Raw genomic sequence first — 23280 nt, 5'->3', positions numbered from 1 at the left:
AGAAGCGGTATCGATGCAAGCCGTCGCAGGCGAGAACCTGACGGGCGAAGCCTATCGCGATGCGATGCATCGTTGGCTGCATGCCAATCTGCCCGCCAGCTTCCGCAGCGACAGCGCTGCGTTCGCCGCGCCTACGCTGCAGCAGTCCGTCGCCTGGGAGGCGGCGATGTACCGCGCCGGCCTCACCGGCATCACCTGGCCGCAGGCCTATGGCGGGCACGGCCGCTCCTTGCGCGAACACCTCATCGCCAATCAGGAGATCGGCCGGCTTGCGATGCCGGAGAGCGTCAACTCGATCGGCAAGGAGCTTGCCGGTCCGATTATCCTGGCCGTCGGCACCGAGGAGCAAAAGCGGCGCTTCCTGCCGGCGATCCTCGAGATGCGCAACATCTGGTGCCAAGGCTTCTCCGAGCCCGAGGCCGGCTCCGACCTTGCGGGCCTGCGGACGCGCGCGACGCGGGATGGCGACGGTTGGCGCATCAACGGCCAGAAGATCTGGACCAGCGGCGCCTATCGCGCCCAGCGCTGCCTGGTGCTCGCGCGCACCGGACCGCTGGAGGACCGCCATCGCGGCCTTGCCATGTTCGCGGTGCCGCTCGATGCCAAGGGCGTACGCGTGCGTACCATCAAATCGATCGACGGCCGCGAGAGCTTTTGCGAGGTGTTCTTCGACGAGGTCGAAGTTGCCCAGACGGATGCGATCGGCGCGCCCGACGAGGGCTGGGCTGCGGCCATCCGCGTACTCGAGATCGAGCGCGCGACCAACCGCATGTATCGCGCTTGGCGATTTGAGAACGAGCTGCGCCATTTGATCGCCGCCAGCAAGACCGATCCGGCGCTGTCGGCGATGGTCGCGGACCGGCACTATGCGGTCCGGCTCGGCGAGGTCGCAGTCGAGATCGAGGTGTTGAAGGCGCATGTCGAGACCGCCGTCGAGGCGCTCGCGAGCGGCGACAAGATCGGGGCGCGCGGCAGTCTTGCGAAGCTACACTGGAGTGAATCGCATCAGCGCTTCGCTGCGCTCGCGATCGAGCTGCTGTCGCAGGCCTCACTGCCGCAGAACCCGGCGATCAAGGTGGCACGGCGACGCTTCGAGACCATCTATCTCCAGGCGCGTGCCGAGACGATCTACGCCGGCACCACCGAGATTCAGCTCGGTATCATCGCCGACCGGATCCTCCAGCTGTCGCGAGGCAAATAATGGCTGCGCAGGGTCAGGTCGCGGGCCTGCTGCACGATCGCCGCGTCGTGGTGACGGGGGCGGGGGCGGGGATCGGACGTGCAATCGCGCTCGGCATCGCCGCTGCCGGCGCGAAGGTGGTCGTGACCGATCTGCGGCAGGACCGGGCAGAGTCCGCCGCGCGCGACATCAGGGACGTGGGCAAGGAGGCGCTCGCCTGCGCGCTCGATGTGACCGATGCTGCGGCCTGCAGCGAGTTGGCGAAGCGTGTGGACGAGGAGATCGGCCCCGCCGACGTCGTCGTCAACAATGCCGGGATCATCATCCGCGAGCCGATCGACAGTCCGCGCGCTCATGAGAACTGGCGCCAGGTCTTCGACGTCAACGTCAACGGCACCTTCAACGTGGTTCATGCCTTCATCCCCGCGTTGCGCAAGACGCACGGGTCCATCATTAACGTTGCCTCGGTCGCGGCCTTTGGCGGCATGAATGGTGCGCTCGGCTATTCGCCGTCCAAGGGGGCGGTGCGGCTGTTCACGCAGGCACTTGCCCGCGATCTCGCGCCCGACGGCATCCGGGTCAACGCCGTTGCGCCCGGCATCATCGCGACCGAGATGAGCGAAAGTACGCGCGACAATCCGGCGCGGCTCTCCGGCCTGATGGCGCGCACCCCGATGAAGCGCGTAGGGCAGCCCGACGAGATCGCAGGACCCGTGATCTTTCTGGCATCAGCGATGGCATCCTATGTCAACGGCGTCATCCTGCCGGTCGACGGCGGGTATCTCGCCTAGTGAACGATTGTAGTCGCAAGGTTTCTAGAAGAGGACGACGATGAGCATGGTCGAAGGACTTCAGCCCGCCGAGTTCGCGGCAACCGCGGCACGCGCAGTGACCGCATGCGCGGGCCTGGACGTTCGCGAACAGGCGCGCAATCTCGCCGGCGACGGTCTGCTCGGCGTCATCGCGGATGAGGAGGTGGGCGGGCTCGCCCTCCCGCTCGGCTTCGCGGTGCCGGTGATCGCGGCTGCGCATTCGGGATTGCTCGGCTTTCCGCTGCTGGAGACCATTCTCGTCAGCCGGCTGCTCCAGTCGTCGCTGACGCGTCTTGCCGCCGCGATCGTGTCCGGCGAGAGACTGGCGACGATCGCCTGGCAGGGCGAGGCGATCGCCGACCGGGAGGGCGGATTGCTGACGCTGAGCGGCACGATCGCGCGCGCGCCGTGCGCGGCGACCGTCGACCACATCCTGGTACGGATGGGTGGCGGTGCCGCGGCGCTGATCCCGGCCAAGGCCAAAGGCGTCCTGGTGGAGGACGCGGCTGGCCTCGACCTGACGGTGCCGGAGCATGTGGTGCGGCTCGAGAAAGTCGAAGTTCCCATCGGCTCCGTCCTGCCGGTCGGCACATGGGACGGGCTCAACTCCGACGCCAATTTGCTCCGCGCCGCCGCCATCCTGGGATCGGCCGAGGCGTGCCTGGCGCTCGCGCAGGAGCATGCCTCGACGCGCCGCCAGTTCGGTCACGCCTTGTCCTATAATCAGGCGATCCGTCATGCGCTGGCGCGCCAGAAACTCGGATTAGAGAGCATCCGTCATGCGATCACGCGCGGCCTGTCCGAGGGCGGTGGCCCGGTTCAGCGCGACGCGGCGTTCCTGGCTGCGGCGACCTATGGCAGCTCGATCAGCGAAGGCGCGTTGCAGATCCATGGCGGCATGGGCTTCACATGGGACGTGCCGGTGCATCGCCATCTGCGCCGCATCCGCACACTCCAGGCACAGGGTGATGCCAGCGGCCTGATCAGCGCATTCGGCCGCCGTTACGTGTCGGAAATTGCACCGTTCGCAGAGACGGGAGCGTGAGGAGATAGTCATGACCGAGACCAAGGATCAAACCCTCGCAGGCCGCGTCGCTCTCGTCACCGGCGCCGGCAACGGCATCGGCCGCGCGACCGCGCTCAAGCTCGCCGCGCGCGGCGCGATCGTCGGCGTCAACGACCTGAAGCCGGAGTTCGTGAACGGAACGGTCGATGCGATCAAGACAGCGGGCGGCAACGCGGTTGCCGTCACGCAGGACGTCTCCAGCCGCGACGGTATGCGGCAGACGGTTCTCGGATTGGCGGAGAGTCAGAGGCGTTTCGACATCCTCGTCAACAACGCGGCGTGGGTGCGCTATCAATCCGTTCCGGACATCGCTCCGGAAACCGTCGATCGCATGCTCAACATCGGCTTCAAGGCGATCATCTGGGGAATCCAGGCCGCCGCGGAGGTCATGGATGCGGAGCGCGGCGGCGCCATCGTCAACGTCGCCTCGGTGGCCGGCCTGATCTCGGCCAAGAACAGCATCGTCTACAGCGGCATCAAGGCCGGTGTCATGGGCATCACGCGCGCTGCCGCGGCGGAGCTCGGCGCGCGCAACATCCGCGTCAACGCGGTCGCGCCCTCGGCGATTCCGACCGAGGGCACGATGCGCAACCGCAACGCCGAGCTCGATGCGCGCCGGGTCGCGCGGACGCCGCTCGGGCGGCTCGGCACCGTCGACGACATCGCCAAGGCGATCTGCTTCCTCGCCGGCGACGAGAGCGGCTTCATCTCGGCGCAGGTGCTCACCGTCGACGGCGGCATCACCCTGACCAACATTGCTTGACGGGACGATCGCGATGTCCAACCTGACGCCGGAACAGCAGGCGCTGAAGGACGCCTACGTCAAGGCCCGTGGCTATTGGCGGCCCTGGACGGAAGGCCTGTTGCGCCTCGATCCCGAGTTTCTCCAGACCTACGGCAGATATGCGGGCTATGCCGCGGAGAACGGGCCGCTGTCGTCCAAGATGCGGGAGCTGATCTACGTCGCGCTCGACGGCTCGGCAACGCATCTGTTCCGCTCCGGCCTCGCGCTGCATCTCGTTCTTGCGCTTCAGACGGGAGCGTCGGCGCAGGAGATCATCGACGTGCTCCGGCTCGCAACGGCGCAGGGGCTCGACGGCAGCAACGTCGGCATCAATATCCTCGCCGAGGAATTGGCAAGCGCGGGCCTCGCGGTCGATCAGCCCGAGCCGACGGACGAGCAGAGGGCGCTCCGGAGCGCCTATGTGGCGAAATTCGGAGATTGGCCTGACTTCTGTGAGCAATGGCTGCGGCACGATCCCGGCTATTTCGCCGTTATGCTGGATCTGCTTGCGGGCAGCCACGCCGAAGGTGGTCTCGACCAGCGCTCGCGGTGTCTGATCTCGATCGCATTGAACGCCTGTTTCACGGCGCTCGATCCGCACGGGCTGCGTGTGCAGATCAAGCGCGCCCTGCGGCTCGGCATCGACCAGCGCGAGATCGTGCAGGTTCTCCAGATGACCGCGCATCTCGGCGTGCACGCATGCGCCATTGGCGTGCCGGTTCTGATGGAAGCCCTCGACGAGCGCTCCAGGGCCGGCGCAGGAGGAGCGGAATGAAGGGATTGGCGATCCGCAACCAGCGGGCGTTCGCGTCTGGCGCGCTGTTCCTCGCCATTGCGATCTTTTTTTTCGTGGTCGCGCTGCAATACCCCGCCGGCACGGCCGCGAAGATGGGGCCGGGCTATTTCCCGCGCATGCTCGCGATCGGGCTCGCCGCCATCGGTCTCGTCGTGATGCTCGGGGCGATCAAGCCGGGCGCAAGCCGGGAGGCGCTGCGCCAATGGGATCTCAAAGGGCTCGCCTGGATCACCGGATCGGTGGTGCTGTTCGGAGCCCTGCTGTTTCCGCTCGGTCTGGTCGGCGCCTTGTTCGCCCTGATCATGGTGTCGAGCAGAGCCAGTCCCGAATTCACCTGGACGGGCGCGCTGACCAATGCGGCGGTGCTGATCGCGCTGTGCCTGGCCGTCTTCGTCTACGGCCTCGGACTGCAACTGCCCGTCTGGCCTTCACTCCTCAACTGACCGAGCGGGTCGATGGATCTCTTCCACAATCTGGCGATCGGCTTTGCGACGGCAGCCCAGCCCGCCAATCTGCTCTACGCTTTTCTCGGCTGCCTGCTCGGCACGTTGATCGGCGTGCTTCCGGGCCTTGGGCCGCTCGCGACCATCGCGATGCTGCTGCCGATCACCTATGCGCTGCAACCGGACGCCGCGCTGATCATGCTCGCCGGAATCTATTACGGCGCGCAGTATGGCGGCTCGACCACGGCCATCGTGGTCAATCTTCCCGGCGAGTCCTCCTCCGTTGTCACCACGATCGACGGTTACCAGATGGCGAAGCAAGGCCGCGCGGGCGTGGCGCTCGCGACCGCGGCGATCGGCTCCTTCTTCGCTGGCTGTGTGGCGACGCTCGCTCTTGCGGCGCTCGCGGGCCCGCTGACCGCGACTGCGCTGCTGTTCGGCCCCAAGGAATTCTTTGCGCTGATGATCCTGGGCCTCATCCTTGCCTCGGTGCTTTCGAGCGGACCGTTCATCGAGGGCATCGGCATGGTCGTGCTCGGCATGCTCCTCAGCCTCGTCGGCACTGACCTCAACAGCGGCAGCCAGCGCTTTGCCTTCGGCATTCCCCAGCTGTTCGACGGCCTCGATTTCGTACCGCTGGCGATGGGCATCTTCGGCTTCGCCGAGATCGTCAAGAATCTCGAGCAGGATGACAAGCTGTCGCTGGTGACGCAGAAGATCACCAACCTGTTTCCGACCCGCGACGACTTCCGCCGCATGGTGCCGGCGATGCTGCGCGGCACGACGCTCGGCACGCTGCTCGGCGTTCTGCCCGGCGGCGGCGCGGTGCTGTCGTCCTTTGCGTCCTATACGCTGGAGAAGAAGCTGTCGCGCCATCCCGAGCAGTTCGGCAAGGGTGCCATCGAGGGCGTTGCCGGCCCGGAATCCGCCAACAATGCCGGAGCCCAGACTTCGTTCATTCCGCTGCTGACGCTGGGCGTGCCGTCAAACGTCGTGATGGCCCTGATGGTCGGTGCCATGAACATCCACAACATCCATCCGGGCCCAGAGGTGATGACGAAGAACCCGACCCTGTTCTGGGGCCTGATCGCCTCGATGTGGGTCGGCAATCTGATGCTGCTGATCCTCAACCTTCCGCTGGTCGGATTGTGGGTGAAGCTGCTCACCATTCCCTATCGCTTTCTCTTTCCTGCGATCATGGTGTTCTGCTCGATCGGCGTCTATTCCATCAACAGCGGAACGTTCGAGGTCTATGAGGCCGCAATGTTCTGCGTGTTCGGCTACATCCTGATCAAGCTGCAACTGCCTGCGGCGCCGCTGCTGCTGGGCCTGGTGCTGGGTCCGGCCATCGAGGAGAACTTCCGCCGCGCCATGGTGCTGTCGCGGGGCGATGCCACCGTGCTGCTCACGTCTCCGCTCTCGGCGAGCCTGCTGGCCGCCGCTGCCATCGCGGTCCTTCTGATCATGCTGCCGACGATCCGCGCCCGGCGCGAGGAGGCGCTCCAGGAATGAGATGCATGAGACGCCCCGGGAAATCTCTGCCGTGATCCGTGAACCTGCTGCCTTCGAAGCCCTGCTGGAGCGTGTCCGCCGCTTCGTCCGCGACATCGCCATTCCGGCCGAGGCGCGTGTCGAAAGCGGCGATGAGGTCCCAGCGGACATAGTCGCCACCATGCGCGAGGAGGGTTTCTTCGGCTGGAGCATCCCCGAGGCCTATGGCGGAGCCGGGCTCACCACGGAGGAGCTCGTCCTTGCCGCGTTCGAGCTGTCGCAATGTTCGGTCGCCTTTCGCGCCCGCGTCGGCACCAACACAGGCATCGGTTCGGAGGGAATTGTCGCCGATGGCACCGAGCAGCAGAAGCAGGCTTATCTGGCGCGCCTTGCCAGCGGGGAATGGACCGGCTGCCTCGCGGTGACCGAGCCCGATGCCGGCTCGGAGGCTTCGAACGTACGGACCGTCGCTCGCCGCGAGGGCGATCACTACGTTCTCGATGGCGAGAAGTGCTTCATCACCAACGCACCCGTCGCCGACGTCTTCACCGTCACCGCGCGAACCGATCCGCAGTCGAAAGGCGCTGCCGGCGTCTCGGCCTTCATCGTCGAGCGCAGTAGCCCAGGCCTTGCGACCGGCGCGCCCTATCGCAAAATGGGGCAGGCGGGCTCGCCCGTGAGCGCGGTCTATTTCAACCAGTGCCGCGTGCCCGCGGCCAATCTCATCGGCGGCCGCGAAGGCGCGGGCTTCAAGACCATCATGAAGGTGCTGAACAAGCAGCGCATTCATCTGGCCGCCTTGTCGACCGGGCCGGCGATCCGAATGCTCGACATGGCCATCCGCCATACCACCAGCCGGGTTCAGTTCGGCGAGGCGGTCGCGAACTACCAGCTGGTGCAGGCGATGATCGCGGACTGCCGGACCGAGATCTTCGCGGCGCAGTCGATGATCCTCGAGACCGCGCGCAAACGCGATCGTGGCGAGGACGTCGCGCTCGAAGCATCGATGTGCAAATATTTCGCAACAGAGATGTGCGGCCGCGTGGCAGATCGCTGCCTGCAGATGTTCGGTGGCGCCGGCTATATCGCCGATCACTCGTCGATCGAGCGCTGGTACAGGGACGTCCGGCTGTTCCGGCTTTACGAAGGCACCAGCCAGATCCACCAGCTCAACATCGCGCGCCTGCTGCTGCGGGACGCGGTGTGAGAAGCAGGTTCAAATTTTCGAGGAATTGAGACGAGCGGCCCGCTCAAAGGACTGAAGGTCCTGGACATCACGACCATCGTGGCTGCGCCGCTCGCCGCGACGCTGCTGGCGGACTACGGCGCCGAGGTGCTCGAGATCGAGATGCCGGGGCAGGGCGACGGCGTGCGCGCCTTTCCACCGTTCAAGGACGGCAAGCCGTTTTGGCAAACAAGAAGTTCGCAACGCTCGACCTGCGCAAGCCGGAAGGTGTCGCGCTGTTCAAGCGGATGCTGCCGCAATTCGACGTGCTGATCGAGAATTTTCCGCCCCGGCACGCTCGACCCTTGGGGCTGTCGAAAGAGGTGCTGTGGCAGATCCCGCCGCGTCTCGTCATCCTGCGCGCGACCGCGTTTGACCAGGATCGGCCGTATCGCGACAGGCCTAGCTTCGCGCGGATTTTCGAGGCGATGGGCCGTCAGCTCATATATCCCCGCTTACTGGACGGTTCCCCGAGCGCCTTGAGCGCAGCTGTCGCCGCTTGAACGACCGTCAGGCGGGCCGCCCCCTTAGCAGAGGCGACGCCCTCAAGCTGTTCCGAAAGGACGTGCTGCGCGGCTTCCGTGTCGCCTCGCGCGCTCCAGAGCCGCGCGAGGCAGGTTGCCGCGCTCAGGGCGGCGAGCTGCGCTCCCTGACGCTGCGCCAGCTCGAGGGAACGGGCGAACAGTGCCTCCGCAATCTCGGCGTCTGCCGGGCGCTCTTGTCGCGCCAGCAGCAGCTCTCCCTTCACGCGGTGGATACTTGCTGAATCAAAATTTCTATCGCCCTGAGATTCGCTTATCGCGATGCTCTCCTCGATCGATCGCAGCGCATCGGCTTGGCGCCCCAGCGCGCCATACGCGCGCGCCAGCAACCGCAACCATAGGACGCTGCCCTGCTCGGACCCGGTCACGCGAACACCGTTGATGCCCTGCAGGAGCAGTTCAAGGCCTTCCGACGGACGACCTTGCTCGGTGAGCGCTCCGCCAAGAAAGTTGGTGGCCATCGCGCGCCAAAATGGGAAACCATATTTGGTGGAGACTGAGATCGCGGTCTCGGCGCAAGACTGCGTGCGCGGCGCGTGGCCGCAAACGCTATAGAACCACGCAGCGAACGTCCACGAGAATGCAAGGCTGAAGGGATGATTTGCCTTCTCGGCGATTGCCAGGGCGGCCCGCAGCTTTTGCTGACCGTCGGCCGGTTGTCCCATGTAAGCCATAGTGCAGGCCTGATACGCCAAACAGGCCATTCCAGGCTCCTGTCCATAGAGATAGGCATGAGCACCGTGGCGATCGGCATCATAGAACGTTTCCATGCGCCGGAACTCCTGAAGCGCCAACGGAAAGTCGCCTATGTAGTAAATGGCCGCACCCAGCGCGTAGTACGCCTCGACAAGGAGGTCGGGGTCGCTCACACGTTCAGCGAGCTCTACGAGTTCTTTGCCGAGGTCGTAAGCGGTCTGGCTGTCTCCCTTCACGAGGTGAAAGGATCGTAGCCTGAATAAGACCGGGAAAAGGTCGCCAGTCGCCTGTAGAACACCGCACAGCTCTCGCGCGCGCGTGAATATCCCTTGCACTTCCGCCGAGGCGAAGCCCTTGGCCGCGATCAATGGCGCGCCAAGCGCTACTTGGAGAGAAAGCTCTTTGGAGTCGCGAGACGCCGATGGAGGAAGCTTGCGTAGCAGCTCCAGGCCTGCCTGCAGGTGATTGACCGCTTCAGCATTGGCCGACCTGCGCACGGCCTGTTCGCCTGCTTTTTGCCAGTAGTCGATCGCGATCTCCGGCATTTGGCCTTCTGCGAAGTGATGCGCCAACAGCTCAGGATGGCTCTGCTCGACTCCCTCTCTGGTCCTGAGAACCTCGGCCACCTTACGGTGCACCAGGCGCTTGCGACTTCTAAGCAGAGAGTTGTAGGCAGCGTCTCGAATCAACGCGTGCCGGAACGTGTACCGCGATGAGGGCGGCACCCCGTGTTCGCGGAGTAGGTCTGTGTCACAGAGTCGCCTAAGTTCGCGCTCGAGCGTCGGATCGTCGTATTCGCCTACCTCGCGGATAAGCGCATAGGTAAATTCCCGACCGATGGTCGCGCCTACCTGGGCGACCGTTTTCGCGCTCTCGAGCCGGTCCAGTCGTGCCATGAGGGAGTCTTGCAAAGTCGATGGGACGTCAGTATCCGCGAGGTCACCGCTCGCCTCATGAATGGCCGTGGCTTGCTGCAGAGCCCCGGTTTCCAGCAGCATCTTTGTCAGTTCCTCGACGAACAGGGGCACGCCATCCGTCTTCGTGACGATGCGCCTCACTGCAAGTGGCGGCAAATGGCGAACCTGGGCGAGCACACGGACCATCGACTCCACGTCCGAGTCGTCGAGCCGATCCACCACAAGCTCGGTGACGTGCGGCGGTTTCGACCAAGGGGGAGCAAACGTGCCGCGATAGGTAAAGGCTGCCATAATCGAGGCCTTGGGAAGGCGCTCGATCAGCAAGCCGAGCAACTCCAGGGTCGACGGATCAGCCCAGTGGAGATCCTCCCAGATGCTCAGCAGGGGATCCTCCGCTGCTCTTTCGCAAAGCCACGCAACCAACCCGTCGAAAGTGCGGCGCTTCAGCAGGGCGGGGCTGCCGGCGGGGGTGGGGTATTTCTCGCTGACGGGCAGGGACAGCAGATTTGCCATCAGAGATACGTCTTCGGGCTCGCAAAATTTGTAACCCGCCAAGGAGGCTTCCAGGCGCGCAAGTCTCTCCTCCGGCGAACTGCACTCGTGAAATCGCATGAGACGCCGAAGAAAATCGACAACGGGGTAGAGTGCGGTGCTTCGGTGCTCGGGCGAGCACTGAAACTCGCTGCACGCTGCAGCCTCCGCCCGCGCGCGCTGCTTCAGCACTTCCACCAGCCGAGTCTTTCCGATGCCGGGTTCACCGGAGAGAAGCACGAGTTGACCCTGACCCTCTTTTGCTTTTTCCCAGAGGTGGGTGAGCAATTCGGTCTCCCTGTCGCGTCCGACAAGCGGGGTCAGCGTCCCACGCATCGCCTTGAAGCGACTTTCGACGGACTGGGCGCGAACTACCTGAAAGGCTCTTGTCCCTCCTGATAGACCCTTCAGGTCCTGCAAGCCCAAGTCATTCAACTGGAAGAGGTTGCCGATCAGACGGCGCGTCGATGCAGCAATTACGACACTGTCCGGTTTCGCTATGGCTTGCAGACGAGCAGCCAAGTTCGGCGTGTCGCCAACAACATCGCGCTCACGCGACTCGCCCGCCTCGGTGATGTCCCCGACGACCACAATTCCGGTTGCGATACCAACTCGCACATGCAACGTTTCGCCGAACGCATTCTCGAGTGTGGGCGCGACTTCCGTGACGGCTAGTCCAGCTCGCACCGCATTTTCGGCGTCATGCTCATGCGCCTGTGGGTAGCCGAAATAGACGAGAATGCCATCTCCCATAAATCTCGCAATAAACCCATCGTGATCTTGAACGGCCTTTGCGGCAGCCTTGCGGTAGATACCGATAATGGCACGCATGTCCTCGGGATCGAGCCGCGCGGACAGCGCCGTCGACCCGACGAGATCGCAAAACATGACGGTCAGCTGACGCCTTTCCGGGTCGTTCCTCACAGCTTCGAGCGACACGTTTTGACGATCCACGTCGACGGATGCCCCGCATCGAGAGCAAAACAGCGCCGTCCGAGTCAATCCATGTCCGCATTGAGAACACCTCTGGTGCAACTGCGCGCCGCATCGCTCGCAGAACCGGGCTCCGTGCTCCGCGTCACTTCCGCAGGCGGTGCAGAACAAGCCGCTCATGGTTGGACGGAGTCCGCGTGCACTGCCGTCGAGTCGAATTTGGGGGGCAAACACGTGATGTTTCGCGACCGCGGCACGGGCAGTTCGAGCGGGGTGAGGCCGAGAGCTTCGACCGTTCGGTTTCCCTCGCGGAACGACCAGCGCGGATCCGCGCTCACTCGCTGCAGAAGCGCCTCTTCGCGCAGGGTCCCATCCTCGTCGTAGAGGCCGCTCTCTATCTCTTGCAGAAATGGGAGATACTCCACCATCCCCTTTCTGACCCTTTGCCAAGAGTACCAATGCAGAAATTTTCCTCGTGCCGAAGGCAAATCACTCCGCCTGATCGCCCGCGCGATCTCCATAGGTCCATACAGTTCGTCGTAAGCGTCGATCACGAGCTGCTGCAGACGGGACGGGGACATATGCAGCGGATAGTGAGTGACGAAGTTGCCGTCGCTGTGCTTCCAGCTGTGAAAGATGCTGCGATACCACGGCACGATTGTTCGGTATCCGTTCATCTGCTCGGGGTAGTGCCCCCAAATCGGAAAGAAGTATGCGTAGGTCAACTTCTGACGACGCACGAATTCGAGGGTCTCACGAAGGCTTTCGAGCGTATCTGTATCGGCTCCGACGACGAAGGAGCCGAGGATCTGAAACCCGTAGCCATGAAGAGTAGAAATGGCCGTCTCGATCTGCTCGAGCGTTTGATGCTTATCGTAAGCGTCGAGCGTGTCGGCGCGGATGGACTCGTAACCCTGATAGACGCAGGTAACGCCTGCCTCCCGCATGAGTTCGAGCAGCTCTTTGTCGCGAGCGATTTCCGTCCGCGCGAAAACGACGAATTTGTATCCGAGCTGTTCCTCGATGATGCGGCGCAAGAGTTGCTTGGTCGCTTTTCGCTTCATGGTGAAATCGTTGTCTACGAACATCAAGTTGGAGCCGTACCGCCGCTTGTCCCGAAGGTCCGCAATCACACTCTCGATGTCTCGCTTCCGGTACCCGGTCGGGAACATCGTGTTTACAATGCAAAACGTACATTTGAATTGGCACCCTCGAGACGATTGCGCCGTCAACAGAGGCCGCCGCCGCTGGCGCAGCATGTCCAGCATCGTCATTTGTTTGTACCCTTCGATCAGCCGAAAGTCGGGGCCGGTGTCGAATCGCTCGGGTCCCGGTCGGCTCGGCGTGCGGTGCGTACGCTCCCCATTGCGAAAGGCGATGCCGCGCACGCCGGCAGGGTCTCCCTTTGCGCTCAGCGTCGCCACCAGTTCAATGATCGTCTCATCGCCCTCTCCGAAGACGACATAGTCGCAGTGCTCTAATGCAGCTTCCGGGTAATAGCTCGCGTTCGTCCCGCCCAGCACCGTAGGGATCCCTAACTCCGCGCGGATTCTATCAGCCAGCTTGTAAACCTTGTCGGCTCCAGCGTTCAAAGTGGAGAAGCAAACCAGATCCGACTCTCGGATGGCGTCCCAATTCGGCGGCTGTACGTGTTCGATAAAGATGCGTAGATCGTAGCCCTCCTTGGCGAGGAGCGTTCCAATCAAGGGCAAACCGTAGTCAGGCATCACCAATCGATGCGTGAAATCGGGAAACTCGCCGTTCATCTGAATGCAGACAATTTTTCGGATCACGGGCGCCTCGCTGCTTTTGATTTGGTCGATGCAATGACTGCTTTCTGGAATGCCTCACACCTTTGGTTCAGACGGTACCGCCGTGCCTGGCGCGAAATCGCCGGCTCGCGCGAGAGAGAACGTCGGAAGAGCCATTTCATCTGAAACGGGCTCGAATTGCACCTGCAAAGGGATATCGAGAGCCAGGACGTCCGGCTCGTCCATCTTGGAGAGGCGGGCTATCAATCTCACACCCTCCTCCATCTCGCCGAGAACAATGGCGTAAGGAACGTCGGCAGCGAACCCCGGATGAAACGCCTGGTGGACGATGGTCCAGCTGTGAACGCGCCCACGGCCAGTCGCGGCTGACCATTCCCAACGCTCCGAATGGCACAGCGGACACATCGGGCGCGGTGGGTGACGCCAGCCGGTGCACTGCCGGCAGCGCTGGAAGCGAAGCTCCCCGCGCGCGCAATACGCATAGAAGGCGACCCACATCGCGTCTTCGAAGGCCGGTACTGGGCGTGCGAGGAGGGTCATGCGGTTCACCCGTTTCCCAGGACCGCCACGCTGCCGTCGCCGAAATCGCCCCAACCCGTCACCAGCGCGAGCTGCGCGTCTGAGACCTGCGCGCCACCCGCTTCCTGCCGAAGCTGGCGAACCGCCTCAACCACGTGGTTGAGGCCCCAGGCGTGACCTTGAGACAATAGACCACCGTGAGTATTGATCGGGCAGCGTCCGCCGAGTTCAATGCGGCCGCCCTTCACGAATTCTCCGCACTCGCCCGGGCCACACAACCCGAGCGCCTCGATTTGGAGCAGCACCACGTACGTGAAGCAATCGTAGATCTCGAACACGTCGATATCGCTCACCTTCACGCCCGACTTTGCCAGTGCGCGCGGCGCGGCGGAGGCAAGGCCGATGTTCAGCAAATCTGCCCGGGATCCGATGTCGTCAGCGGGGGTAGGGCGTCCTTGCGCTGCCCCCAGAATGATCACCGGTTTGGTACGGAGGTCGCGCGCGCGCTCCTCGGCGCTTACGATGATTGCGCATGCCCCATCGGTCTCCAAGCAGCAGTCGAACAGGCGGAACGGCTCCGAGATCCAGCGGGAGGCAAGGTACGTTTGCATATCGAGGGGCCGCCCCCGCATCAGAGCGCGGCTGTTTTGCTGGGCGTGTTTGCGCGCGGCAATGGCGACGGCGCCCGTGGCCTCGTCTGAAATTCCGTAGAGCTGCTTGTGACGCATGGCGAGCCACGCGTACCACTGGGCCGGCGCGGTTGCGCCCTGGGGATTATAGTACTCCCGAAGTGTGGTGGTGAGCGCCGCCAAGCCTTCGCCCACCTTGAGCGGAGACGCTTTACTGCCTTGCTTCGGACGAATGGCCGAGTACCCGTTCCAGCCCATCACGATCAGTACGTTTCGGGCCACGCCATGGGTCACGATGAGGGCCGCCGTTTCCAGCGCGGCGGTGGGGCTCGCGCCGCCTTGTTGGTGCGTGACGGTGTAGCCCATCTCGACACCGAAATTTGCCGCGAGTTCGTCCGCGGTCACGAATGCCGGGGGCGGAAGGATCGCATCGATGTCGCGGAGCGAAAGCCCGGCATCCTCGGCCGCCCGTTTCGACGCGGCGAGCATCAGCTCCAGCGGTGTATCGTCGGTGCCCCTGGTGTAGGCGGTCTCGCCGACGCCAACAATCGCAGCCATTTTTGCCATAGTTCCTCGCGCAATCTTTTCTCGAGCGTCCTACAGCGTCTCCCTTTCGCGACTTGCGCAATCTTTTCTCATACTGCTGGCTCTTCAAACGCAGAAGGATCAGGATCTTGGCTAAGAATCTGCGCAGGCAAAATGTGGTTGCTAGCCGGGTTGCGCGCCAAAGCCTCCTGCATTTCCGAAAGCAAGGGCGAGAGCGTGCGCACGAAATCATGCAGATGGACGTGCCAGATCGCCAGGGACACGGCGACGCCTAAGCGACTGGGTTTGTAGATCAGCGCCGCTGCCAATAATGAAATGCTCAAGGCGGCGCGCGACTTGTCGGCTCCGAGAATGCAATACCAGAGATACCGAAAAAATACGTCGACGTCTCGCAAGCTAAACCGCGCGCCCCCTCCGCCGATGTGGCGGATGAGTTTCAGCGCCCTTCGCCGGAAGAGCTTGTGGTTGTAGAGGTCCTCCAACAACTCGCGGTAACCCCGATAGAGCTCCAGCCGGGTCATCCCAGCAGGCATGATGTTGGTGAACACAAATTGATCACCGGTCGTGGTTCCGAGCAGTCTGCCTTCTCGCTCAAGCCGCTTGTAAAGCGGGGTCTTGGGAAGGGCGTTGAGGAGGCCCGTCATCGAGATCGGTATTCGTGCCTCTTCGAGGAATCGGAAGTGTTCCTCAAATATGCTCGGATCGTCGGCATCGAAGCCGACGATCATGCCGGCCTGTACTTCAATGCCAAATGATTGGATCTTGTGAACCGCAACGACCATGTCCTCGCGGGCGTTCTGGACTTTGCGGGTCTCCTTGAGAGAGACTTTGCGAGGACTCTCGATCCCTATGAAGACCGACCTAAAGTGGGCGGCACGCATCAACCCGAGCAACTCGTCATCGCGAGCCAAATTGATGGAGGCCTCGGTCTGAAACGTGATCGGGTAGCCGCGCTCCTGTTGCCATTCGGCGAGGGCGCGCAGGAAATCCTTGGCCCGCGCGCGGTTACCGATGAAATTGTCGTCGACGAGAAACACGCTGCTCGCACCTAGCCGGTACAGCGCATCGACCTCCGCCATGGCGGAGGTCACCGATTTCGTCCGGGGCTTCCGCCCGTACATCACGATGATGTCGCAGAACTCGCACTCGAACGGACACCCACGCGCAAACTGCATGAGCATCGTGCGATACCGTTTCGTGCGCAGCAGATCGAATCTCGGGATCGGTCGGGACGCGATGTCGGGAAGTTGTGGTGCGCGGTAGATCGGCTTCAAATCCCCTCGCGAAAAGTCTTCCAGAAAGCGCGGCCACGTTTCCTCCGCTTCCCCTGCGAACAGCACGTCAACTTTGCCTTCGAAGTCTTCGGGACAGAGCGTCGCATAAGATCCGCCGACAGCTACGCGCTTGCCTTCCGCTTTGAATCCGGCAATCAGCTCGAACATGCGCTCTTTGTGAACGATGAACCCAGTTATTCCAATCAGGTCCGCATCGACGCGAAAATCCACGTCTTCGACATTCTCGTCCACGAGCTCAACAGTGTGCGGCTGGGGGGTGAGTGCCGCAATGGTCGGTAGCGCGAGATTAGGTAGTACGCATGGCTTTCCCAGCACGGGGAGCGATCCGTCCAGGGTCCAGAAACTCCGCGGGTTTCTCGGGGAGATAAGCACGATGTGCATGCAAACTGTCCCCTCCCAAAGGATACGCGAGTTGGGGCGACGCTTTGGTAGCCTAGCATCGTATTTGGAGGCGAGCCACATTGTTGGACCAAAAATTAAGGGATTGCGGCAAAGGGCGTCAGCTCGAGGGCGCCCGAGAGTCGCTCGACGGAATTCGGGTGCCTGGACATGACGTATCCGCGAGGGTACGCGCCGGACTCCTTCGCCTCGCGGCCCTAGGCGGGAATTGACCGCGTCGCCTCTGCGTTCGCCCGTTTTCGCGCCTTCGCGCCGCTCACCAGAATGGAAGAATCAATTCTTCGGCTCGACATCAGAAACCAGCTTTTGCTGGAGGCGAGGAGTTCGCGACGTAAGTGGTGATTGCCTTCCACTCAGCCGTAGAAGCGACGGATGCAAACACGTCAGCACTTTCAGATCATGAGGCGGCACCTCGCCGTTAGGCCGAACTCGAGGTTTTGCAACGTTGGATCTTTCGCTGAGGCAGTAAGCCTGACATATTGAAACCCTAAGTGTTCCAAGGTATCCTGCTACTTTAGGTTCGCTATTGCTCTGAAGCGGTCCCTGTCGTGCTTTTTGTACTGTGGGGGACATTCATGCGAAGCTCTCGCGGAATGCTTTATGCCCAACGAGTTAGCGAACTCAGTCTCAGATTTGGAAGATCTTCGACGTCTAGTTGAAGATGCAGAGCGAAGCGCCCGCAGCGCGTCGGGATACGTTACACATGCGTCGCGCAGCCTTCGAAGTCGAGAACCCGGCGCCCTCTCGGTCCGCCTCCGTCGCTACGCGGAGCCAAGCCGCGAGCGCTTGATCGCCCCCCGTTGATGACGGGCACGACAGAACTGGCGCCGCCGATCACATCGTTGATCCATTGGCCGCTGACATCGATCAGGGCGTTGTGGTGTTGACCGTCAGCGCACCGCCGGACCCCGCCGCATAGGCGCGCATATCGAGCCTGGCGATCTGGGCTGCGCCGACAAAGATATTGTCGCTGCGCAATGGCGGCGCCCTCGACGTCAATGTCGGCGGCGCCGTCCGCGGCGGCCAGCTCTATGTCGGCCGTGGCGACGGCAGCATCTTTGCCGGAGAATTCGCCGTCGGGCGCAGCGTGACCATTACCGATACAGCTAACGCGGCGACCACCTTCACCTATTCGCTGGCGCCGGTATTGGCACTTGGCGACGCAACGATGTCGGTGACGACGGCCGGCGATTTGCGGCTGCAGACCGTGCTCGACCCGCTGATGGCGGGTACGACGTCCATGAGCGGCTATACCGAGCGCACCGCGCTCGATCTGACCTCGGTCGGCGGCAATGCCATCCTGGTCAATCAGGGAAAATATATTTCCAAAGCGCTGAGCATTTCGGTCCTTGACCATTGCTGTGTCACCGCGGACGAAAGCTATCAATGGTTCACGACCAAGGCCGCCAACCTCTATCCGTCAAATACGCGGATCACGGCGCTGAACGGCAATGTGCAGATTCCCGTGCTGGTCAGTCCATCCATCAACGTGATGTCCAATCGTCTGTCGGTGATGCCGGGCAGTCATCCCGAACTGCAAATCCTCGCCGGCGGCAGCGTCCTGCTCAACGGCGCTGTACTCATGGCGCACGCGACGGCGGCGATGCTGCCGTCGCCGTTCCTGCCGACCGCCGGTGGCACCCAGAACGCGGATTTTCAGGCGGGTCTGGTCACAGACGGGGCCACTACTGGGATCGATGATACTGAACCGAGCCGGATTTACGCGCGCACCGGTTCGATCCTTGCCGTCAGTCAGATCGTGACCAGCGAGCAAACCTGGTTCCGGGCTGGCACCGACATCCGCAACAACAGTCTCCTGCTGCGCAATCTCAATCGCACCGACGTGTCGATGCTTGAGGCCGGTAATGATATCATTCCCAACGGCATCTCGATCCAGGGACCAGGTGCGCTGCTGCTGTCGGCAGGCCGCGACGTCTATGGGGTGGCCCCCAGCATTCAAAGTACCGGACTTGCCACCAATCAGGTGATTGCCGGCCAATCCACTGAAGGCGCCGGCATCTCGATCCTGGCCGGCTTGCGCGGCAAGCAGCCCGCTTATGGCGCCTTGATTGCTGCCTATCTCGATCCTGCCAATGTCGCAGACATGCCCGACTATCTGAAAGCAAGTGTCGGCGGCGCGATGCTGCCGATCTACCTGCTGCCAAACGTTGAGACCCGAAAGAACGGTAACATCCACATTCTGCACGAGGGCGTCGCCGGCTTCGTCGCCAGGGTCACCGGCGAGGTTCTTTCGCCGCTCGATGCTTGGGTGCGCTTCAAGACTTTGCCGGCGCTGACCCAGCAGCGCTTCCTGCGCGAGGTCTACATGGAGGAGCTGCGCGCCGCCGGCAACGACCAGAACACGCTGAATGCGAGTGGCCAGCCGGTCAATGGCGGCTACAATCGCGGTTACGCCGCGATCGCGACGCTGTTTCCGGGGTCTGGTTGGAGCGGCGATGCCAAGTTCGGCAACGTGGTCCTGCGCACCAATTTCGGCGGTGACATCGACATCCTGACGCCGGGCGGCGGCTTTCAGGCCGCCTCGCTCACCGCCACGGTGGGCAACGGTAACGGCGTTGTCACGCTCGGCTTTGGCAATATCAATATCTTTGCACGCAACGACGTGGTCGTGAACCAGTCGCGCATTCTGACCTTCGGCGGCGGCGACGATATCATCTGGTCGACGCTTGGCGACATCGACGCCGGCCGTGGCGCCAAGACGGCTCGTTCAGTCTCTGCGCCAATCGTCACCACCGATGTCAACGCCAATACCATGGTCACCGAGCGCGCCGACATCTCCGGTAGTGGCATCGGCACTGTCGTCGCCTATGCCGGTGTGACCGAAGGTGACGTGGATCTGATCGCGCCGAAGGGCACCGTCAACGCAGGAGACGCCGGCATTCGCGCCAGCGGCAATTTGAACGTCGCTGCCCTGTTCGTTCTGAATGTGGACAACATCAAGGTCGGCGGCGAAACCAAGGGTGTGCCGAAACCGGTGAGCGTAGTTGCGCCGCTGACGGTTGAAACCAAGGACAGGGCCGCCGCCGACGCTGCCAAGGACGCGACCCAGCAGTCATCGAGCGGCCGGCCGTCGGTGATCATCGTCGAGGTGCTCGGCTATGGCGGCGCGTCGGGCGATAGCGAAGGTGAGCGACGGGAGGAACAGCCAAAGCGTAACGACAAGCGGAGCTCGATCTATGATGTGAACAGCTCATTCCAGGTGCTGGGGAACGGTGCCTTGAGCGAAGAGAAAAAGCGATATCTTACCGACGAAGAAAGGCGCGGTCTGCCATAGCGTTAACGGCCGACGCATGGAGCGGACGACTGGTAAATCGAAACCGCACCCATCGATTATCGTGCATCCGGATAGGGGGTCGAAATCCGTTTCGCGACTGATCGACACTCCTCTTTCGATTGTCGTTCCTCCATAATGACATCAATGCGCGGGGAGTGATCCCTCGCAGATGCATCGCGAATGGCGATGCGCCCGGCGACGTTTCTCAGGAGTTGGCTTGATGGCCTAGGAGTTCTCTTTGGAGCATATTGCCGCCATTATGGGCGGCTTGGCGATCACGCGCGCCCCGGCGGCTATACTATTTTCGCGGAATTAGTATAGCGGCATGGATGTTGAAGGGCGTACGTGAGCCGGCTTGTGGCGCATGTGCGGGACTTAAACACGAAAGCATCGATTGCTTCTAACGCAATCGCTGCCCCGCTCGAAGGACGCCGGTGCGCGAAGTTGAAGCCGGCGATCATCACGAGGCGTCAACCGGGTAGGCCGGAACTGTGAACTGAAAAATCGCACCACGCGGCAGGTTGTGGGTCACCCACAAGCGTCCGGCATGAGCTTCGATGATCGAGCGGCAAATCGACAGTCCGACCCCGAGGCCGCCTGGCTTCGTCGTGTAGAAGGGATCGAAGACGCGCTCGAGATTTTCGACGATCAATCCCGGTCCGGAGTCCTTCACCTCGACGAGAATACATTCAGGCGCAGCCTGCGCCGTGGTGATGAGCACCCTTCTGGACCCGTCCGCGACCGTGCCTGTTGCCTGGACGGCATTGATAATCAGATTGAGTATCACCTGCTGCAATTGGACGCGATCGCCCTCGACAAGCGGCAAGCTGTCTGCAAGTTCCGTCTGCACCGAGACGCCGTTCTTCATCGCTTCGCCGCGGGCAAGCTCAATCACGTCCCGGATCGCTTCGTTGATGTCCAAGCGATCCTTCCGGGGCGGTGCTTTCTTGATGAGATCACGAATTCGTTGGATGATGTCGCCGGCCCTCGCGGTGTCGTTGATAATCCACCCCAGTGATTGCCGGACGCGCTCGAGGTCAGGCGGGTTTCTGTCAAGGAATCGCTCGGCCGCACCAGCATTCATGGATGCCCCGGCAATCGGCTGGCTCACCTCGTGGGCGATCGAGGCGGTGAGTTCGCCCATGGTGGCGAGGCGGTTGGCATGCGCCAACTCCCTCTGCATCTCGCGCAGGGCCTCCGCGGCCCGCTTCTGTTCGGTGATGTGCCGTCCGACGCCGCGATAACCGGTGAACTGCCCGGACTGGTCGAAAACCGGCATCCCGGAGACGGCTACATAGCGCTTGCGGCCGTCGGGCGTAGGGCGCGCGAGTTCGAAATCGCGGAACGGCAGGTGGGCATCGAGGGTCTCCCGATGCTTGCGCCAAGCCTCCTCGTCGGGCTCCAAGTAGGGCACCTCCCAGCGGGTTTTACCAAGTTCAGAGCCCGAGGCGGGCGCGTCAACCGTGCTTTCGGCGAACTCCTGGCGGGTGAAGCGATGGTCCGCATCGGATTCCCAGTACACATCGAAAGAGAACTGTACGAGAGTACGAAAACGCTCCTCGCTCTCTCGCAGAGCTTCCTCGGACCGTTTGCGCTCCGTCAGGTCGACGACAAAGGAGACGCCTTGGTCCCGTTGATCGTCGAACGCAGCCATTCCGATCAACACCGGCACGCGGCTTCCGTCCTTGCGAAAATACTCTTTCTCGAACGGCTGCACGCTTCCAGCCTTCTTCAGTTCCGGGATCCACCATCGCTCGTGGCGGTCGAGCCATTCCGGCGGTGTCAGCTTAGTCCAGAGCAGGCGGCCCGAGGCGAGATCCTCGCGGTCGTACCCCACGATGCGCAGAAACGCATCATTGGCCTCCAGAATTGGACCTTCAAGCTCCCAGATAATGATCCCGATGATGTTGGCGTCGACCAGGCGGCGGATCTTCGCCTCTCGTTCTCTGAGATCGCGATACAGGGTGGCATTTTCCAGCGCGATTGCCGCTTGCGAGGCGAGTAACTTCATAACGGCAACTCGCGCGGGTGCAAAGACGTGGGGCGTCAGCGTGTTCTCAAGGTAGAGCACCCCGATAAGTTTCGCATGATTGATCAGGGGCAAGCACAGAATGGAACGAGCCTTGCGCTGATTGACGTAGGCGTCCGTGGCAAAAGGAGGCTGGGACGCGGCATCCTCGAGAACAGCGCACTCTCTGGTCCGCAGTACGTATTGCAGAACGGATTCCTGAAGAACGGCCTCGGTCACGGCTGCATCGCGCAGTTCGACGGTAACCCTATCGCCGACCGTCGTGGCTTCCGCCTCGATGCGTGGCTCGTTTTCGTGCGTCAGGATCAACAGACCCCGTTCGGCTCCTGCTTGTTCAATGGCCGTGTGCATCAGCGTCTCGATGAGCTTTTCCAAAACCATCTCGCCTGATACCGCTTCAGACACCTTGATGACGGTCGCGAGATCGAGATGCTCCACCGGTGCCCCGATAGTGCTCATCGGGCCCGGCTCTGATATCACCTCCTTGAGGTGCGGATGAATATCCTCTAGTTGCCGCACCTTGCCGTCCGCCCCCCAGCGAACATAGCAATCGCGCGCTCTTTGCAGATAGATGCGAGCAAACTCTTCGAAGCCACGCGTGCCGTAAAAGCGCGCGGCCAATTCGTAAGCGAGCGCCTCGTGGTGGACGAAGCCGTTGTCGCGGGCGGAGCGGATGGCTTGTTCAAAGAGACGCTCGGCGTCAAGTTCTCGGCCCTGAAGGCGAGCGATTTCGGCGCCCGCGAGCACGGCGCGATCCGCGAAATTCTCGGGGCAATCCTGCGCCCATACTGAAGCAATACCCGTCGATCGAGGGCAACCCCGACGCCAATGGCATCATCAGCGAGCGCCATGCCGACCGGCTCCGCAAACTCGTCGAGGATGCTCGCGCGAAAGATGCGAAGATCGTCACGGTCGGCGGGGACCCCGGCCGGCGGATCATAGCTCCGACCCTGATCGTGGGCGCCACACCCGATATGACGGTAATGCAAGAGGAGATCTTCGGGCCGCTGCTTCCAATCGTCTCGGCCGACACGCTCGACGAGGCGATGGCCTTCATCAACGGGCGCGATCGGCCGTTGGCATTGTACTGGTTTGGAAACGACAGTGCCAAGCAGAAGAAGGTCTTGGCGCAAACCATCTCTGGCGGGGTCACCATTAACGACGCAATGGTGCACTTCCTTCAGGAGAACCTGCCTTTCGGCGGCATCGGCGCCTCGGGGATGGGGCATTATCACGGCGAGTACGGCTTCAAGACATTCTCGAAGGAGAAGCCCGTTTTCTTCCAATCGCGCTTCTCGGGCGCATCAATGATCTACCCCCCCTTTACCGATTTCACGCGGCGGATCGTCCTGTTCCTGAAGCGAATAGCGTGACGCATCC

At 62.5% G+C, this 23280-nt stretch carries 15 protein-coding genes and 2 pseudogenes; 11 read left to right on the top strand and 6 right to left on the bottom strand.

What is annotated here, in order from left to right:
- Positions 1 to 13: 13 nt before the first annotated feature.
- The 9 genes and pseudogenes from QA642_RS30825 (at position 14) to QA642_RS30785 (ending at position 8280) form a co-directional block, all read left to right on the top strand.
- On the top strand, positions 14 to 1201 hold the full coding sequence (locus QA642_RS30825) for an acyl-CoA dehydrogenase (RefSeq protein ID WP_283080211.1): 1188 nt from the start codon (positions 14 to 16) through the stop codon (positions 1199 to 1201).
- Positions 1201 to 1971 (top strand): SDR family NAD(P)-dependent oxidoreductase, encoded by a 771-nt coding sequence (locus QA642_RS30820; RefSeq protein WP_283080210.1) that lies wholly within the window; start codon positions 1201 to 1203, stop codon positions 1969 to 1971. Before QA642_RS30825 ends, QA642_RS30820 begins: the two co-directional genes overlap by 1 nt.
- Before the next feature lie 40 nt (positions 1972 to 2011).
- On the top strand, positions 2012 to 3037 hold the full coding sequence (locus tag QA642_RS30815) for an acyl-CoA dehydrogenase family protein (protein ID WP_283080209.1): 1026 nt from the start codon (positions 2012 to 2014) through the stop codon (positions 3035 to 3037).
- Between the two features lie 10 nt (positions 3038 to 3047).
- Positions 3048 to 3821, top strand: coding sequence for an SDR family oxidoreductase (locus tag QA642_RS30810; RefSeq protein WP_283080208.1), 774 nt, complete (start codon positions 3048 to 3050; stop codon positions 3819 to 3821).
- Positions 3822 to 3834: 13 nt separating this feature from the next.
- Positions 3835 to 4617: a carboxymuconolactone decarboxylase family protein gene (locus QA642_RS30805; protein ID WP_283080207.1), complete on the top strand. Its 783-nt coding sequence runs from the start codon at positions 3835 to 3837 to the stop codon at positions 4615 to 4617.
- Positions 4614 to 5081: a tripartite tricarboxylate transporter TctB family protein gene (locus tag QA642_RS30800; protein WP_283080206.1), complete on the top strand. Its 468-nt coding sequence runs from the start codon at positions 4614 to 4616 to the stop codon at positions 5079 to 5081. Before QA642_RS30805 ends, QA642_RS30800 begins: the two co-directional genes overlap by 4 nt.
- Before the next feature lie 12 nt (positions 5082 to 5093).
- Positions 5094 to 6593 (top strand): tripartite tricarboxylate transporter permease, encoded by a 1500-nt coding sequence (locus QA642_RS30795; RefSeq protein ID WP_283080205.1) that lies wholly within the window; start codon positions 5094 to 5096, stop codon positions 6591 to 6593.
- Positions 6594 to 6624: 31 nt separating this feature from the next.
- Positions 6625 to 7779 carry an acyl-CoA dehydrogenase family protein gene (locus QA642_RS30790; RefSeq protein ID WP_283080204.1) on the top strand — a complete coding sequence of 385 codons (1155 nt, stop codon included), beginning with the start codon at positions 6625 to 6627 and terminating at the stop codon, positions 7777 to 7779.
- Positions 7780 to 7857: 78 nt separating this feature from the next.
- A pseudogene (locus QA642_RS30785) lies at positions 7858 to 8280 on the top strand (CoA transferase).
- Here QA642_RS30785 and QA642_RS30780 read toward each other — a convergent pair.
- The 5 genes from QA642_RS30780 to QA642_RS30760 form a co-directional block, all read right to left on the bottom strand.
- A complete protein-coding gene (locus QA642_RS30780) occupies positions 8234 to 11422 on the bottom strand; it encodes a BREX system ATP-binding domain-containing protein (RefSeq protein WP_283080203.1) in 3189 nt (1062 codons plus the stop codon). The pseudogene QA642_RS30785 and the gene QA642_RS30780 overlap by 47 nt on opposite strands.
- A 170-nt stretch (positions 11423 to 11592) precedes the next feature.
- Positions 11593 to 13209, bottom strand: a complete 1617-nt coding sequence (locus QA642_RS30775) for a radical SAM protein (RefSeq protein ID WP_283080202.1) — start codon at positions 13207 to 13209, stop codon at positions 11593 to 11595.
- Positions 13210 to 13263: 54 nt separating this feature from the next.
- Complete coding sequence (locus QA642_RS30770; RefSeq protein WP_283080201.1) at positions 13264 to 13728, bottom strand: OB-fold domain-containing protein; 465 nt, start codon at positions 13726 to 13728, stop codon at positions 13264 to 13266.
- Positions 13729 to 13733: 5 nt separating this feature from the next.
- The gene (locus tag QA642_RS30765; protein WP_283080200.1) at positions 13734 to 14894 is read right to left on the bottom strand and encodes a thiolase family protein; all 1161 of its coding nucleotides are present in this window, start codon (positions 14892 to 14894) and stop codon (positions 13734 to 13736) included.
- A 77-nt stretch (positions 14895 to 14971) separates the two neighbouring features.
- On the bottom strand, positions 14972 to 16558 hold the full coding sequence (locus tag QA642_RS30760; RefSeq protein ID WP_283080199.1) for a radical SAM protein: 1587 nt from the start codon (positions 16556 to 16558) through the stop codon (positions 14972 to 14974).
- Positions 16559 to 17540: 982 nt separating this feature from the next.
- Between QA642_RS30760 and QA642_RS30755 the strand changes: the two genes are divergently transcribed.
- Positions 17541 to 19871: a filamentous haemagglutinin family protein gene (locus QA642_RS30755; protein WP_283080198.1), complete on the top strand. Its 2331-nt coding sequence runs from the start codon at positions 17541 to 17543 to the stop codon at positions 19869 to 19871.
- A 460-nt stretch (positions 19872 to 20331) separates the two neighbouring features.
- Here QA642_RS30755 and QA642_RS30750 read toward each other — a convergent pair.
- A pseudogene (locus QA642_RS30750) lies at positions 20332 to 22689 on the bottom strand (PAS domain S-box protein); the annotation flags it as partial.
- Between QA642_RS30750 and QA642_RS30745 the strand changes: the two are divergent.
- Entirely contained in the window at positions 22686 to 23273 is a 588-nt protein-coding gene (locus tag QA642_RS30745; RefSeq protein ID WP_349253882.1) for an aldehyde dehydrogenase family protein, read from the top strand. The pseudogene QA642_RS30750 and the gene QA642_RS30745 sit on opposite strands and share 4 nt — an antisense overlap.
- Positions 23274 to 23280 lie beyond the last annotated feature (7 nt).

It is taken from the genome of Bradyrhizobium sp. CB2312 (assembly GCF_029714425.1).
Classification (GTDB): domain Bacteria; phylum Pseudomonadota; class Alphaproteobacteria; order Rhizobiales; family Xanthobacteraceae; genus Bradyrhizobium.
This window is presented reverse-complemented; position numbering and strand designations above follow the sequence as displayed.